Origin of the sequence: Streptomyces ferrugineus, from assembly GCF_015160855.1 — a bacterium.
In the GTDB taxonomy this organism is placed as follows: Bacteria; Actinomycetota; Actinomycetes; order Streptomycetales; family Streptomycetaceae; genus Streptomyces; species Streptomyces ferrugineus.
Window position 1 is genome coordinate 7,034,081 of sequence record NZ_CP063373.1, and the last position, 13,768, is coordinate 7,047,848.

General features: G+C 72.5%; 14 protein-coding genes. 9 read left to right on the forward strand and 5 right to left on the reverse strand.

The genetic code is table 11. The annotated features are described in order from the left end of the window. The first annotated feature begins 184 nt into the window (after nucleotides 1-184). Complete coding sequence (locus IM697_RS31535) at nucleotides 185-982, forward strand: IclR family transcriptional regulator (protein WP_194039481.1); 798 nt, start codon at nucleotides 185-187, stop codon at nucleotides 980-982. A 204-nt stretch (nucleotides 983-1,186) separates the two neighbouring features. Here IM697_RS31535 and IM697_RS31540 read toward each other — a convergent pair whose 3' ends face one another. Then, nucleotides 1,187-1,474, reverse strand: coding sequence for a DUF5955 family protein (locus IM697_RS31540; protein WP_194039482.1), 288 nt, complete (start codon nucleotides 1,472-1,474; stop codon nucleotides 1,187-1,189). 214 nt (nucleotides 1,475-1,688) lie between these two features. Here IM697_RS31540 and IM697_RS31545 point away from each other — a divergent pair, with 214 nt between their 5' ends. Together IM697_RS31545 and aceB are read left to right on the forward strand one after the other, a co-directional pair. Continuing rightward, nucleotides 1,689-2,291: a nucleotidyltransferase family protein gene (locus IM697_RS31545; RefSeq protein WP_194039483.1), complete on the forward strand. Its 603-nt coding sequence runs from the start codon at nucleotides 1,689-1,691 to the stop codon at nucleotides 2,289-2,291. Nucleotides 2,292-2,475: 184 nt separating this feature from the next. Continuing rightward, on the forward strand, nucleotides 2,476-4,098 hold the full coding sequence (gene aceB / locus IM697_RS31550) for a malate synthase A (RefSeq protein WP_194039484.1): 1,623 nt from the start codon (nucleotides 2,476-2,478) through the stop codon (nucleotides 4,096-4,098). Nucleotide 4,099: 1 nt separating this feature from the next. On the opposite strand, the gene IM697_RS31555 is transcribed toward aceB, so the two are convergent. Genes IM697_RS31555 through IM697_RS31565 form a run of 3 tightly spaced genes read right to left on the reverse strand, consistent with a single transcriptional unit; the run spans nucleotide 4,100 to nucleotide 6,812 of the window. After that, nucleotides 4,100-4,381, reverse strand: a complete 282-nt coding sequence (locus IM697_RS31555; protein ID WP_194039485.1) for an Rdx family protein — start codon at nucleotides 4,379-4,381, stop codon at nucleotides 4,100-4,102. Further along, on the reverse strand, nucleotides 4,378-5,283 hold the full coding sequence (locus tag IM697_RS31560) for a HipA family kinase (RefSeq protein WP_194039486.1): 906 nt from the start codon (nucleotides 5,281-5,283) through the stop codon (nucleotides 4,378-4,380). Before IM697_RS31560 ends, IM697_RS31555 begins: the two co-directional genes overlap by 4 nt. 20 nt (nucleotides 5,284-5,303) lie before the next feature. Continuing rightward, nucleotides 5,304-6,812: an IucA/IucC family protein gene (locus IM697_RS31565; protein WP_194039487.1), complete on the reverse strand. Its 1,509-nt coding sequence runs from the start codon at nucleotides 6,810-6,812 to the stop codon at nucleotides 5,304-5,306. 94 nt (nucleotides 6,813-6,906) lie between these two features. On the opposite strand from IM697_RS31565, the gene IM697_RS31570 reads away from it, so the two are divergent. The 3 genes from IM697_RS31570 to IM697_RS31580 all read left to right on the forward strand — a co-directional run bounded on the left by IM697_RS31570 (nucleotide 6,907) and on the right by IM697_RS31580 (nucleotide 10,560). Further along, on the forward strand, nucleotides 6,907-8,421 hold the full coding sequence (locus tag IM697_RS31570; protein WP_194039488.1) for an IucA/IucC family protein: 1,515 nt from the start codon (nucleotides 6,907-6,909) through the stop codon (nucleotides 8,419-8,421). 67 nt (nucleotides 8,422-8,488) lie between these two features. After that, nucleotides 8,489-9,757 (forward strand): VWA domain-containing protein, encoded by a 1,269-nt coding sequence (locus tag IM697_RS31575; protein ID WP_194039489.1) that lies wholly within the window; start codon nucleotides 8,489-8,491, stop codon nucleotides 9,755-9,757. Further along, nucleotides 9,757-10,560: a hypothetical protein gene (locus tag IM697_RS31580; protein WP_194039490.1), complete on the forward strand. Its 804-nt coding sequence runs from the start codon at nucleotides 9,757-9,759 to the stop codon at nucleotides 10,558-10,560. Before IM697_RS31575 ends, IM697_RS31580 begins: the two co-directional genes overlap by 1 nt. Nucleotides 10,561-10,621: 61 nt before the next feature. Here the strand turns inward: IM697_RS31580 and IM697_RS31585 are convergent, their stop codons facing one another. Next, the gene (locus IM697_RS31585) at nucleotides 10,622-11,248 is read right to left on the reverse strand and encodes a winged helix-turn-helix transcriptional regulator (protein ID WP_194039491.1); all 627 of its coding nucleotides are present in this window, start codon (nucleotides 11,246-11,248) and stop codon (nucleotides 10,622-10,624) included. An 87-nt stretch (nucleotides 11,249-11,335) separates the two neighbouring features. On the opposite strand from IM697_RS31585, the gene IM697_RS31590 reads away from it, so the two are divergent. The 3 genes from IM697_RS31590 to IM697_RS31600 are packed head-to-tail and all read left to right on the forward strand — an operon-like array spanning nucleotide 11,336 to nucleotide 13,711. After that, nucleotides 11,336-12,547, forward strand: coding sequence for a pyridoxal phosphate-dependent aminotransferase (locus IM697_RS31590; RefSeq protein WP_194039492.1), 1,212 nt, complete (start codon nucleotides 11,336-11,338; stop codon nucleotides 12,545-12,547). Nucleotides 12,548-12,574: 27 nt separating this feature from the next. Then, entirely contained in the window at nucleotides 12,575-13,108 is a 534-nt protein-coding gene (locus IM697_RS31595) for an HAD domain-containing protein (protein WP_194039493.1), read from the forward strand. A gap of 3 nt (nucleotides 13,109-13,111) precedes the next feature. Beyond that, entirely contained in the window at nucleotides 13,112-13,711 is a 600-nt protein-coding gene (locus tag IM697_RS31600) for a histidine phosphatase family protein (protein WP_194039494.1), read from the forward strand. The last annotated feature ends 57 nt before the right edge of the window (nucleotides 13,712-13,768 follow it).

Below are 13,768 nucleotides of genomic sequence, written 5' to 3' on the forward strand. Positions count from 1 at the left end.
TCACTCCCGTTCGAGCGCCGTCAAGGGCACACTTCTCCACAGTGCACCTACGCGACACTCTCTGGACGTTTCCACAAAGCGGAATTACAATTCCAGCAAGCAGAACGTAGCTATGTACAAGCGGGGAGTCAACCGACCGACGGGTAGGCTTCTTCCCTCCCACCGGTCCCGAAAGGAACGCGCCGTGCCGACGTCCAGCGCCAGCACCACCGACTCCGCCAGGTCCACCAACAGCGGCGGTGTCCAGTCCCTCGAGCGCGCCTTCGACCTGCTGGAACGGATGGCGGACGCGGGCGGTGAGGTCGGTCTGAGCGAGCTGTCCGCGAGCAGCGGGCTGCCGCTGCCCACCATCCACCGTCTGATGCGGACGCTGGTGGCCTGCGGATACGTACGCCAGCAGCCCAACCGCCGCTACGCCCTCGGCCCGCGCCTGATCCGCCTCGGCGAGTCCGCGTCCCGGCTGCTGGGCACCTGGGCCCGCCCCTACCTCGCCCGGCTGGTCGAGGAGACCGGCGAGACGGCGAACATGGCCCTGCTCGACGGCGACGAGATCGTCTACGTCGCCCAGGTGCCGTCCAAGCACTCGATGCGCATGTTCACCGAGGTCGGCCGGCGCGTGCTGCCGCACTCCACGGGCGTCGGCAAGGCGCTGCTCGCCTCCTTCCCGCCGGAGGAGGTGCGGGCGCTGCTGTCCCGTACCGGGATGCCGGCCGCCACGGAGAAGACGATCACCACCCCGGACGGCTTCCTCGCGGCGCTGGAGGACGTGCGGCGCAACGGCTACGCGGTCGACGACAACGAGCAGGAGGTCGGCGTGCGCTGCCTGGCGGTCTCCGTCCCCGACTCCCCCACCGCCGCCGCGATCTCGATCTCCGGTCCGGCGGGCCGGGTCACCGAGGCGGCCACGGAGAAGATCGTGCCGGTGCTCCAGCAGGTCGCCGACGAGCTGTCCGAGGCGCTGGCCACCCAGAACCCCGCCTGACTCCGACGCGGCACCGGCCCGGGTGCCTCACCGACCGGCACGGCTCGCGGGAGATCGTCCTCGCGCCGCCCCCGGGCACCCGGCTCAAGGCATGCACCGAGTGCGCCCGCTCCGGCCGCCAACCGGTCGACCACGGCGTGATGGGCGGGCCGACCCCCGCGGCCGGACCTAGCTCCGCGGCCGGACCTAGCTCCGCGGCCGGACCTAGCTCCGCGGCTGCTGCCCGAACAGCTCCACCGCGTCGCGCACCTGTGTAAGTCCCGGGGACAGCGCGCTCACCGACCCGATCGCCCCCGCGATCAGCAGCAGCGACCTCCGCAGCCGGGGTGTCTCCGGCGCCCCGGAGATCGCCATCGCGGCCAGTGCGGCGAGCTCGTCCTCGGCGATCGCCCGGTCCGGGAACTCGGCCGGATGCGCGGCGAGTTCGCGGCGCAGACGGGCCACCGCCGTCCGCAGTTCCGCCACCCTGGGGTCCTCGTCGCTGCCCGTCACCGGCCTCTGTCCCAAGCTCCGCAACAAAGCTCTCCCCCCTCACACACCGTTGTGCGCCCTTGGTCGCGCGCCCCTCGCCGAGCACCCCTGGCATAGCTCGGGCGCCGGGGACGCGGGTCAGTAAACGCCACCCGATGCCGAAGCGCCACCGCGTGGACGGAAATTCAGTCGTTGGAAGTCGGGCTCTCGCGCGGGTGTCAGGTATGCAGGACGCATGACGGAGAACAATGCCTCCCCGGTCGCCGGGCTGCTCCTCGCGGCCGGCGGCGGACGACGCCTGGGCGGACGGCCCAAGGCCCTGCTCCGGCACCGCGGCCGGCCGCTCGTCGAGCACGCGGTCGGGGTGCTGCGCGCGGCCGGCTGCGACCGGGTCCATGTGGTGCTGGGCGCCCGGGCGGCGGCCGTACGGGAGCAGGCGGAGCTCGGCGGCTGCGTCCTGGTGGAGAACCCGGACTGGGCCGAGGGGATGGGTTCGTCGCTGCGCGCCGGGCTCGACTCGCTCGCCGGCACGGGGGCGCGGGCGGCGCTGGTCTCGCTCGTCGACCAGCCCGGCATCGGGCCGGAGGCGGTCGCGCGCGTGCTCGCCGCGTACGAGGACGACACCTCGCTCGTCTCGGCCGCCTACGACGGGGTACGCGGCCATCCCGTGCTCTTCGGCGCCGCCCACTGGGCGGGTATCGCCGCGGCAGCGACCGGGGACAAGGGGGCTCGCGCCTATCTGAAGGAGCACGAGGAGGTGATCAGGCTCGTCGAGTGCGGGGACGTGGCGCGGCCGTACGACATCGACACGGTCGACGACCTGGTCCACCTTGAGTGAGCGGGGTGGCACGGAGCGCCACCTTGCCTCGACTCAGAGAATCTCGATGTCAACAAACAATTGAAATTCCACAATGAGAAAACTACTATCCACTGCTCAGAAGCACCTGGCCGCACAGCGGGTGCCAACTGCCTTGTTCGTGCCTCTTGGCACCCGGTGCCACCGCTGAAGGAAGTGACAGCTCATGTCCGCACCAGCGCCGTCCCCGCTGGCCATCGTCGACGCCGAGCCCCTGCCCCGGCAGGAGGAGGTCCTCACGGAGGCGGCCCTCGCCTTCGTGGCCGAGCTGCACCGCCGGTTCACGCCCCGGCGTGACGAACTCCTCGCCCGCCGTGCCGAGCGCCGCGCCGAGATCGCCCGCACCTCCACGCTCGACTTCCTCCCGGAGACCGCCGCGATCCGCGCGGACGACTCCTGGCGGGTGGCTCCCTGCCCGCCCGCGCTGCAGGACCGCCGGGTCGAGATCACCGGCCCCACCGACCGCAAGATGACCATCAACGCCCTCAACTCGGGCGCGAAGATCTGGCTCGCCGACTTCGAGGACGCCTCCGCGCCGACCTGGGAGAACGTCGTCCTGGGGCAGATCAACCTGGCCGACGCCTACACCCGCAACATCGACTTCACCGACCCGGCGTCCGGCAAGTCGTACGCCCTGCGCCCGAACGACGAACTCGCGACCGTCGTCATGCGCCCGCGCGGCTGGCACCTCAACGAGCGTCACCTCCAGGTCGACGGGCAGCCGGTGCCCGGCGCCCTCGTCGACTTCGGCCTGTACTTCTTCCACAACGCCCAGCGCCTGCTCGACCTCGGCAAGGGCCCGTACTTCTACCTCCCGAAGACGGAGTCGCACCTGGAGGCCCGACTCTGGAACGAGGTGTTCGTCTTCGCGCAGGACTACGTCGGCATCCCGCAGGGCACCGTCCGCGCCACCGTCCTGATCGAGACGATCACGGCGGCGTACGAGATGGAGGAGATCCTCTACGAACTGCGCGACCACGCCTCAGGGTTGAACGCCGGCCGCTGGGACTACCTGTTCTCCATCGTCAAGAACTTCCGTGACGGCGGCGCCAAGTTCGTCCTGCCGGACCGCAACGCGGTGACGATGACGGCCCCGTTCATGCGCGCGTACACCGAACTCCTCGTCCGCACCTGCCACAAGCGCGGCGCGCACGCGATCGGCGGCATGGCGGCGTTCATCCCGTCCCGCCGGGACGCCGAGGTCAACAAGGTGGCCTTCGAGAAGGTCCGCGCCGACAAGGACCGCGAGGCCGGCGACGGCTTCGACGGCTCCTGGGTGGCCCACCCCGACCTGGTCCCGATCGCGATGGAGTCCTTCGACAAGGTCCTCGGCGAGAAGCCGAACCAGAAGGACCGCCTGCGCGAGGACGTCCACGTCGAGGCCGCCGACCTGATCGCCGTCGACTCGCTGGACGCCAAGCCGACCTACCCGGGCCTGGTCAACGCCGTCCAGGTCGGCATCCGCTACATCGAGGCCTGGCTGCGCGGGCTCGGCGCGGTCGCCATCTTCAACCTCATGGAGGACGCGGCCACCGCCGAGATCTCCCGCTCCCAGATCTGGCAGTGGATCAACGCGGGCGTCGAGTTCGAGAACGGCGAGAAGGCCACCCCGGAGCTGGCCCGCAAGGTCGCCGCCGAGGAGCTCCAGAACATCAGGAGCGAACTCGGCGAGGAGGCCTTCGCGGCCGGCCACTGGCAGCAGGCCCACGACCTGCTCCTGGAGGTCTCCCTCGACGAGGACTACGCGGACTTCCTGACGCTGCCGGCCTACGAGCAGCTCAAGGGCTGAGCTACTCCCGCGCGGACCTGTCCGAGTGGCCCAGGGACCTTCCCGGGGCCACTCGGTCGCGTACGGCCTGCTTGACCGCCGTCGGCTCGGGGAAGCCCTGCTCCTTGCGGTCCCAGACCACCTCGTCGTCCACGCGCACGACGAACACCCCGCCCTTGCCTGGCTTCAGGGCCAGCTCGGACAGCTCCGCCTCGAAGGTGGTGAGCAGTTCCTGCGCCAGCCAGGCCGCGCGGGGCAGCCATCTGCACTGGGTGCAGTACTCGATCTCGACACGGCCACTCATCCGAGGTGCACCGACCCATCGTGTTCCACGGCCGGTCTGCCGTGCAGGTCGGGGACCCGCTTCAGCCACTTCGGCCGGCCTGCCTGTGTCCTCGCCGCCCGCAGGGCCTCCTCGGCGGCGAGTTCCTCCCGGGTGGGGAAGTCGGTGGGGAGCCACGCGGACGACGCCCGCACGCGCGCGTGCAGGTGGGCGACGTAGGACGCGCGCGCCTCGTCCGGCGTGGCGAAGTCGGTGAGCCAGGCGTCCGGCACCTCGGAGACGACCTCGCGCAGCAGCTCCCGCGTCACCTTGGGCGCCAGCTCCGCGTCCGCGGCGCGCACGTCGGGGGCGTAGTGGCCGAGGGCGTGGTGGCGGAAGTCGTAGGTCTTCTCGGGGTCCGAGCCGTCCCAGCGGTGGTGGAAGACCAGGGCCGCCCCGTGGTCGATCAGCCACAGGCGCGGCGGGACCGTGCCGAGGGTCGGCCAGATCATCAGGTTGGAGCTGTGGACCGTACGGTCGACGTTGGCGGTCAGGGCGTCCAGCCAGACGATCCGGCCCGCCTCCAGCGGGTCGACGCGGAAGGTCTTGGCGACCTCGGGGGTGAAGTCCCGCGCGCCCGGCAGGAAGTCCATGCCGAGGTTGACTCCCGCGCTGGCGGCGTGCAGGTCCCGTACCTCCTGGTGCGGCTCGTCGTCCGCGATCGCGGGGTCGAAGTGGACCAGGACCAGTTCGGGGAAGCGCAGCCCCAGGGCGCGGGCCAGCTCGCCGACGATCACCTCGGCGACCAGCGCCTTGCGGCCCTGCGCGGAGCCGGTGAACTTGACGACATACGTGCCCAGGTCGTCGGCCTCGACGACTGCGGGCACGGAGCCGCCGGACCGCAGCGGGGTCACGTATCGGACGGCAGTCACTTGGCGCAGCACACCGGCCAGGGTAATTCAGATCATGTACTGGCCAGCGGGTTTTTCAGCGGGCGGTAGCGGGCGTCGGCGCCGCCGGCGTTCGTCCAGCGCAGCAGCAGGTTCGTCTTGCCGGGCAGGGTGGGCGCGGTGAGCAGGCCGGCGATCTCGGGGAGGTCGTGGCGGGCGAGTTCCCGGCGTACGGCCGGCCAGGGGTCCAGGGTCGGCCGATGTGCGGCGAGGGCGCCGGCGATCTCGACGAGGTGGTTGACGACCAGGCAGTACACCAGCCGCTCCCAGCCCGCCGCCCGGGACACCTCCGGCAGCAGCTTCACGCCCTCGGCGTCCCGGAACAGGGCCTGCACCGGCATGCCGCGGGTGTCGACGGCGACCAGCGTGTTCTGCAGATGTGCCTCCAGTACGACGCCGTGGTCGGCGAAGGCCGCGAGGGCGGGCGGGACGACCTGGGCCAGATACGCCTCCCACCAGGCCGCCGGGTTCCGGACGGCGTCGAGCGGGCTGCCGTCGAAGCCCTCGACGAGCCCGGCGGCGAGCAGCGGCGTCGCGCCCGGCAGCACGCTGTCCCGCAGCCCGTCGCGGACCAGCACGGCGAGTTCCTCGAAGGCGAAGCCAGCGGTGCGGTAGCCGCGGTCGCCGAGCCAGGCGGCGGGGCCGTCCAGCGCGGCGAAGGCGGTGGCCGTCGCCTGGTCGGTGCGGCGGAGCCTGAGCAGGTCGTGGCGCCACAGCCGGCGGATGTCGTTGGTGATGCGCACATCCAGGCTGAACTTGAGGAACAGGTCGTGGCCGGGGGCGTACAGGGTGCGGATCGCGGCGGTCGGCCAGGTGTCGAAGCCGGTCGTGCCCAGCCGGATCAGCCGGCCGTCGGCGTAGGCCGGCGTGAGATCGACGAGGTCGAGCTGCCAGGGGTGCGCGGGCAGCAGCCGGTAGCCGGGCGGGGCCTGGCCGAGGGCGTCCAGGGCGGAGGTGTCGCCCTCCTCGACGACCGCGTCCTCACGCACGCCGAGCAGCGTCAGCGGGAAGCGGGCGTGCGCCTCGGGGGCGTACGGCAGCCAGGCGGCGACCGGGCCGCCGCCGCGCGCCTTGGGGGCGGGGTGGTGGGGGTGGCCGGTCAGCAGGGACTGCTCGGAGCGCAGATAGAGGTCGTCCGGCGGCGTCGTACGCGCGCGTGCCGTGAGCAGCGCGGCCACCGCGTCCCGGCTGTCGATCATCTCGGCGGGCAGCTCGTGGTTGGACAGACCGGTGTGCCGGCGCAGTTCGTCGGCGACGAGCTTGACCAGCTCGGTGTGCCCGAGGCGCTGCCAGGCGCCGGACACCCGCACCTCGGGTTCGGCGGGCCGCCGCTCACCGCGGACGCGCAGCAGCCGGCCCGTACCGGGCAGCCGGTACACCCGCCGCCCGTCGTCCACCCCGGGCTCCTGGAGCGGTTCGGCCACCTCGCGCAGCAGGCAGTTGAGCAGGGGCGCGAGCGCGCGGGCGTCGGCGCGTTCCGCGACGTCCGCCGGGGTCGGAGGGTTGGGGTGCACGCGATCCACTCGTTCTCTGCGGTCCGTTCCGGTGGGAAGACGATCAGTATGTCTGTCGTCGGCGCCTGCCCCGACGCCCTACTCGTACCCGAGGAGCCCGCCCGTGCACCGTCTCCCCAGCGCCGAGGCCGAGGTCGCCGCAGAACTGGCCGATGCCCGACCCGGGCTCATGTCGCGGTACGCGGCCGAACTCCCCGGGGCCCGCGCGGCCGTGCTGACCCGGCTGTGGCGTGCCCTCGCCCATGAGCCGCTGCCCTGGGTGGCCCGCCGCGAGCCCGCCCGGGAGGGCCTCACCCTGCGCCTTTCGGACGGCCGCCGGCTGCACGGCCCGCGCGCCGACCCGTACGCCACCGCCGCGTACGTCACCGCCGTACGCCTCGACGGGACGCCGTACGACGATCCGGCCCGGCTGATGACCGCGCTCGCGGTACCGCACGGCGCGTCCTTCGCCGCGGAACTCGGCCACAGTGTCGCCTCGTTGGCGCTGTCGCGGGCCGGGCAGGCGGGTCACTCGAAGGAGTGGCCGGGGCGGGACTGGGAGTGGGAGCAGCGGGTCGTGGACGGGCATCCGTTCCACCCCAACTGCCGTTCCCGGCCCGGGTTCTCGGTCGCCGAGCAGTTGGCGTACGGGCCCGAGCACCGGCCGGTGGTGACGCTGGGGCTGGTGCCGGTGCGGGCGGACGAGTGCCTGCTGACGGGCGCGTGGCCGGACGGGATGCGGGACGGGGCGCGGCTGTTGATCCCGGTGCATCCGTGGCAGGCCGAGCATGTGCTCAAGCGCCCCCGCGATCCCTTCGCCGGCGGGATCGCCGCGCATCCGCTGATGTCGCTGCGCACGCTCGCCCTCCCCCAAGGGCCGCATGTCAAGACGGCGTTGAGCGCCCGGCTGACGTCCTCGGTGCGGGACATCTCGGGGTACTCCATCGGTCTGTCGGCCACGCTGTCGGACTTCGCGGAGACGCTGGCGGCCCGCATGGACGGGCTGCTGCACGTCACGCGCACGCTGGGTGCCGCGACGGCCGACTCGCCGGATCTGGCGGCGGTGGTGCGCCAGTCGCCGCGGGAGTACGCCGGGCCCGGCGAGCGGGTCGTGCCGGTGGCGGCGCTGGCCACCACCGAGCTGCCCCGGTCCCCGGCGTGGCTGGCCGAGTTCACACGGCTCGCGCTCACCGTGGGACTGCGGCTGCTGGAGCTGGGCGTGGCGCTGGAGGCGCACGGCCAGAACCTGCTCGTGGTGCTGTCGGCCGACGGCTCCCCGGTGCGGCTGGTCTACCGCGACCTCGCCGACATCCGGGTGAGTCCGGCGCGGCTGGCCCGGCACGGCATCCCGGTGCCGGAGCTGACCGGCCGGGTCGTCACGGACGAGGTGACGCTCCTGCGCCGCAAGCTGTTCGGCTCGCTGGTGGCCGGCGCGCTCGCGGGTACGGCGGGCTCGGGTACGGCGTTGCGCGGGGCGCTGGAGGCGGTCGTACGGGAACTGCCGGGCACCGTGGATCTGGCCGCGCTGCGCCGGGAGCCGCTGCCGACGAAGGCGCTGTCGCTGATGCGGCTGTCGCCGGGGACGCCCGGGGACCAGTGGGCCGAGCTGCCCAATCCGCTGGCCTCCGAGGTGTTCTGACGGGTGGTCGGGCAGGTGTTCCGGGCTCGTTTTGGAGCGGGACACCTCTGATCAATAGGATCCGCCGATGATCAGAACACAACGGCTGGCGGCCGGGGTCTGTGCCCTGCTCGCCGCGCTCACGGCCGGGTTGGTCTTCCCGGCCGGGGCGAGCGCCGACGAGACCACCGCCACCGCTCCGAAGGTCGATCTCGTGATCGACGTCAGCGGCTCGATGCGGGCGAAGGACATCGACGGCCAGTCGCGGATGGCCGCGGCGAAGCAGGCCTTCAACGAGGTGCTGGACGCGACACCGGAAGAGGTCCGGCTCGGCATTCGCACGCTGGGCGCCAACTACCCGGGCGACGACCGCAAGACGGGCTGCAAGGACACCGCGCAGCTCTACCCGGTCGGCCCGCTGGACCGCACCGAGGCGAAGGCGGCGGTGGCGACGCTGGCGCCCACCGGCTGGACGCCGATCGGCCCGGCGCTGCTGAAGGCGGCCGACGACCTGGACGGCGGCGAGGGCTCCAAGCGCATCGTGCTGATCAGCGACGGCGAGGACACCTGCGCCCCGCTCGACCCGTGCGAGGTGGCCCGGGAGATCGCCGCCAAGGGCATCGGCCTGACCATCGACACGCTGGGCCTGGTCCCGAACACCAAGCTGCGGCAGCAGCTGAGCTGTATCGCCGAGGCGACCGGCGGCACGTTCACCTCGGTCGAGCACACCGACGAACTCGCCGACAAGGTCAACCAGTTGGTCGACCGGGCGGCCGATCCGGTGGTGACGCCGGTCGCGACGACGGGCGCCGACCAGTGCGCGAAGGCGCCCACGCTGGACTCCGGTCTGTACACGGACCGGGAGGAGTTCGGGCAGCAGCGCTGGTACCGCGTGAAGGTGCCGGACGGCTGGGAGCTGCGCGCCTCGGTGAGCGTCGCGGCCGACCGCGCGGTGGGCCCCTCGTACGGGGTGCTGCTGCGGGCGGTGAGCGAGCGCGGCCGGGAGATCGTGCGCGGCGAGGCGGCGGGCAACGGCCGTACCGATGTGGTCTCGACGGGCCTGCGCTACCCGAGGGCCGAGTCGGAGGACGCGGAGGGGGAGACCGCGCCCGAGACCGTGTGCCTGCAGGTCACCCACTCCTTCGCGGCGGCCGCCGGCGTGCAGACCACGCCCGGGCTGCCGCTCGAGATAACCGTCGACGTCGTGCACGGGCCCGGCGGGTCGAGCGACGTGGCCGCCTTCGGCCTCGGGCGCGGCTGGTGGCTGCTCGGCGCGCTGATCCTCACCGGCTTCCTCGCCGGTCTCGTCTGGGGCTGGCTGTCGCGCTGGCGGGTCGCGGTCTGGAGGACCAACTGATGCGGATCACACGTGTGTTGAGCGCGGCGGCGCTGATGATCGGGCTGGCCGCCGCCCCGGCGGCAGCCGACTCCTCGCCGTCGCCGAGCGCGTCGGAGGACGGCGGCGCGCCGACCCAGGCGGGCACGTCCTTCCGTACGGCGACCGAGATCGAGCAGGGACAGTCGGCCACCGCGGGCGCCTCCACGGGCGACTACCTGTACTGGTCGTTCCCCGCGGACGCCGGGCAGCGCCCGACCGTGAAGGCGACGGTGAAGCTGCCGGACACGCACGCCGCCGAGACCTGGCAGATCGACGTGTACGACGGTCTGCGCCGCCGCCAGTCCTGCCAGTACGGGGCCCAGACGCGCACCGCCGCGGCGGGCGCCGGCTCCGTGGAGCTGACCTGCGTCCTGCGCACCGTGCGCGCCTGGTCGGAGCCATGGGCCAATGATCCGCTGCCGGGCACGTACTACCTCCGGCTGACGGCCGTGGCCGTGCCCACCTCCGACCTCGGTCTGCCGGTGGACACATCGGTCCGGGTCGACTCGAAGGACATCGGCGGTTCGGCGGCGGTCGACGGCTCGCTGGCCGAGCCGCTCGTGCCGGGTGTCGCGGTGAAGTCGAAGGAGGACGAGGGGAGTTCGTCGGCCTCGGCGGTGCTGTCCGGCATCGAGCCCGAGGACGGCTGGGCCTCCGGCTGCTGGTCCGACCGGTGGGTGTGGACGGCGCTCGGCGGTCTGCTGTCCGCGCTCGCGGGCATCGGCGGATACGCGCTGACGCGCGGGTCGGGACGGCCGTCCCGGGTGCCGCCGGGAGCCTGACGGAACATCGAAAGGGCCCGCCGTCCTCCCGGACGGCGGGCCCTTTCGCCGTTCGCCGTGGTCAGCCCTCGCGCAGCATCTTGGCCAGGGTCCCGTCCCCGCTCACCTCGATACGGCCGTCCCGTACGGCCTCCGCCAGGCTCAGCTCCCCGCGCGCCACCGCCTCGCCCGTCCCGGAGCCCAGGACCAGCCGCGCGTCCGGCTCCCCGGGAGCGGGCCCGTCCCCGTAGACCGGCCCGTCCTCGGCGCCGACGTACAGGTGGAAGTCCCCTTCCTCCAACCGGACTTCGACCAGCCCCTCGCCCTCCAGCGCGCGCAGCAGCGGCAGCGCGAACCAGTGCGCGCGCACCGCGTCGGTGGGCCGCCGCCCGCCGAGCTCGGCCTGTCCCCACTCCCCCAGCGCCTGCAGCACAGGCAGCAACTCGCGTCCGCGCGGGGTGAGTTCGTACACGTACGCCGCGCCGGGCGGCGGCAGCCTGCGCCGCGTGCTGACGCCGTCCCGCTCCATGTCCTTCAGCCGGGAGGCGAGCACATCCGTGCTGACGCCGGGCAGGTCGGCATGCAGGTCGGTGTAGCGCCGCGGGCCGGCCAGCAGCTCCCGGACGATCAGCAGGGTCCAGCGGTCGCCGACGACGTCGAGCGCGCGGGCGGCGGAACAGTACTGGTCGTAGCTTCGGCGAGGTGACATGCGACGCAGTGTAGACAAGTTGTTGGACTTTCCAAGCTGAAACTTGGTAAAACCAAGCAACACCCGAAACCGGAGAGGCGAGCGCGCATGGAGTTCCGGCAGTCGAGCAAGCTGAGCGAGGTCTGCTACGAGATCCGCGGCCCGGTGATCGAGCATGCGAACGCGCTGGAGGAGGCGGGCCACAGCGTGCTGCGCCTGAACACCGGCAACCCCGCGCTCTTCGGCTTCGAGGCGCCGGAGGAGATCCTCCAGGACATGATCCGGATGCTCCCCCAGGCGCACGGCTACACCGACTCGCGCGGCATCCTCTCCGCCCGCCGGGCCGTGGCCCAGCGCTACCAGACGCTCGGCCTGGAGGTCGGCGTCGACGACGTCTTCCTCGGCAACGGCGTGTCCGAGCTGGTCTCCATGGCCGTACAGGCCCTGGTCGAGGACGGCGACGAGATCCTGATCCCCGCCCCGGACTTCCCGCTGTGGACGGCGGTGACCACCCTCGCCGGCGGCAAGGCGGTGCACTACCTGTGCGACGAGCAGGCCGACTGGTACCCGGACCTGGACGACATGGCGTCGAAGATCACCGACCGCACCCGGGCGGTGGTCATCATCAACCCCAACAACCCCACCGGCGCGGTCTACCCCAAGGAGATCCTCGAGGGCATCCTCGACCTCGCCCGCCGGCACGGCCTGATGGTCTTCGCCGACGAGATCTACGACCAGATCCTCTACGACGACGCCGTGCACCACTCGGTCGCGACCCTCGCCCCCGACCTGGTGGTCCTCACCTTCTGCGGACTGTCCAAGACCTACCGGGTGGCGGGCTTCCGCTCCGGCTGGCTGGTGGTCACCGGCCCGCGGCAGCACGCGAAGGACTACCTGGAGGGCCTGACGATGCTGGCCTCCATGCGGCTGTGCGCCAACGCGCCCGCCCAGTACGCCATCCAGGCGGCGCTCGGCGGCCGCCAGTCGGTCCGGGAGCTGACCACACCGGGCGGCCGTCTGCACGAACAGCGCGATGTGGCCTGGGAGAAGCTCAACGAGATCCCGGGCGTGTCCTGCGTGAAGCCGAAGGGCGCGCTGTACGCCTTCCCGCGCATCGACCCCAAGATGCACAAGATCCACGACGACGAGAAGTTCGTCCTGGACCTGCTGCTGCGGGAGAAGATCCAGGTCGTCCAGGGCACGGGCTTCAACTGGCCGACCCCGGACCACTTCCGGATCCTCACCCTGCCCTACGCGGAGGACCTGGAGGCGGCGATCGGGCGGATCGGGCGGTTCCTGAGCGGGTATCGGCAGGTGTGAGCGGGCCCGGGCGGGTAGGAAGGGTCCATGAGCACCCGCCCGCTGCTGCTCCTCGACGTGGACGGCCCCCTCAACCCCTTCCGCGCCCCGTTCCTCCGCCATCGCGGCTATGTCACCCGCCGGCTGCGCCCCGCCAACTGGTCGGCCCGGCAGCGGCCGGGGTCCCGGCGGCTGCGGCGCGGTCTGAAGGTACGGCTGCATCCGGGGCACGGGGCGCGGCTGCTGACGCTGCCGTACGAGCTGGCGTGGGCGACCACCTGGCAGCACCAGGCCAACGAGATGATCGCGCCGGTGATCGGGCTGCCCGGTGATCTGCCGGTCATCGAGTGGCCCGAGCTGTTCGGGAGGGATCCCGAGGGGCTGTACTGGAAGACCCGGCACGTGCTGGCGTGGGCGGCGGGGCGGCCGTTCGTCTGGGTCGACGACATGGTCACCGACCTCGACGTACGGCATGTCGCGGCCCACCACGACGCTGCCGCGCTGCTGCTGCCGGTCGACGCGCGCAAGGGGCTGCGGGAGCGTGACTTCGCGGAGCTGGAGCGGTGGGCTCTTAGCCTGTGAGGCATGAGTGATCTCCTTCTCGTCCGGCACGGCGAGACCGAGTGGTCCCGCTCCGGCCGGCACACCGGCCGCACGGACGTGCCGCTCACCGAGCACGGACGGGACGAGGCGCGACGGCTCGTGCCGCTGATCCGCTCGCATCGCATCGGGGCGGCGTTCGCCAGTCCCTCACAGCGGGCGCGGGAGACGGCCGAGCTGATCGGGCTGCGCGGCGTGCGGATCGACGCCGATCTGCGGGAGTGGGACTACGGCGGGTACGAGGGCGTCACGACCGTCGAGATCCAGCGCGAGCGGCCGGGGTGGTTCCTGTTCACGGACGGCGTCGCGCCGGGCCCGCCCGACCGTCCCGGAGAGAGCCCCGAGCAGGTCGGGGAGCGCGCCGACCGGATGCTGGCCAAGGTGGACGCCGCGTTCGCCGACACCGAGGGATGCGTGGTGCTCGTGGCGCACGGGCACTTCCTGCGGGTGCTCACGGCCCGGCGGCTCGGGCTGCCGGCGGCGGACGGGGCGCTGTTCCAGCTGGCGACGGGAACGCTGTGCCGGCTGAGCACGGAGCACGGTCGGCCGGTGATCGCGGGGTGGAATGTCAGACCCGGGTCGTAGCCTTCCCAGCAGATGCTTCCGGTGCCTGCCCAGCGGGTGGGGCCGGTGTCCGAGCGC

Excerpts from the sequence above, each read along its gene's own strand:
- IM697_RS31575 (WP_194039489.1), top strand. The coding sequence starts at position 8,489 with ATGATCAGAACACAACGGCTGGCGGCCGGGGTCTGTGCCCTGCTCGCC.
- aceB (WP_194039484.1), top strand. The coding sequence starts at position 2,476 with ATGTCCGCACCAGCGCCGTCCCCGCTGGCCATCGTCGACGCCGAGCCC.
- IM697_RS31555 (WP_194039485.1), bottom strand. The coding sequence starts at position 4,381 with ATGAGTGGCCGTGTCGAGATCGAGTACTGCACCCAGTGCAGATGGCTG.
- IM697_RS31545 (WP_194039483.1), top strand. The coding sequence starts at position 1,689 with ATGACGGAGAACAATGCCTCCCCGGTCGCCGGGCTGCTCCTCGCGGCC.
- IM697_RS31585 (WP_194039491.1), bottom strand. The coding sequence starts at position 11,248 with ATGTCACCTCGCCGAAGCTACGACCAGTACTGTTCCGCCGCCCGCGCG.
- IM697_RS31600 (WP_194039494.1), top strand. The coding sequence starts at position 13,112 with ATGAGTGATCTCCTTCTCGTCCGGCACGGCGAGACCGAGTGGTCCCGC.
- IM697_RS31595 (WP_194039493.1), top strand. The coding sequence starts at position 12,575 with ATGAGCACCCGCCCGCTGCTGCTCCTCGACGTGGACGGCCCCCTCAAC.
- IM697_RS31580 (WP_194039490.1), top strand. The coding sequence starts at position 9,757 with ATGCGGATCACACGTGTGTTGAGCGCGGCGGCGCTGATGATCGGGCTG.
- IM697_RS31590 (WP_194039492.1), top strand. The coding sequence starts at position 11,336 with ATGGAGTTCCGGCAGTCGAGCAAGCTGAGCGAGGTCTGCTACGAGATC.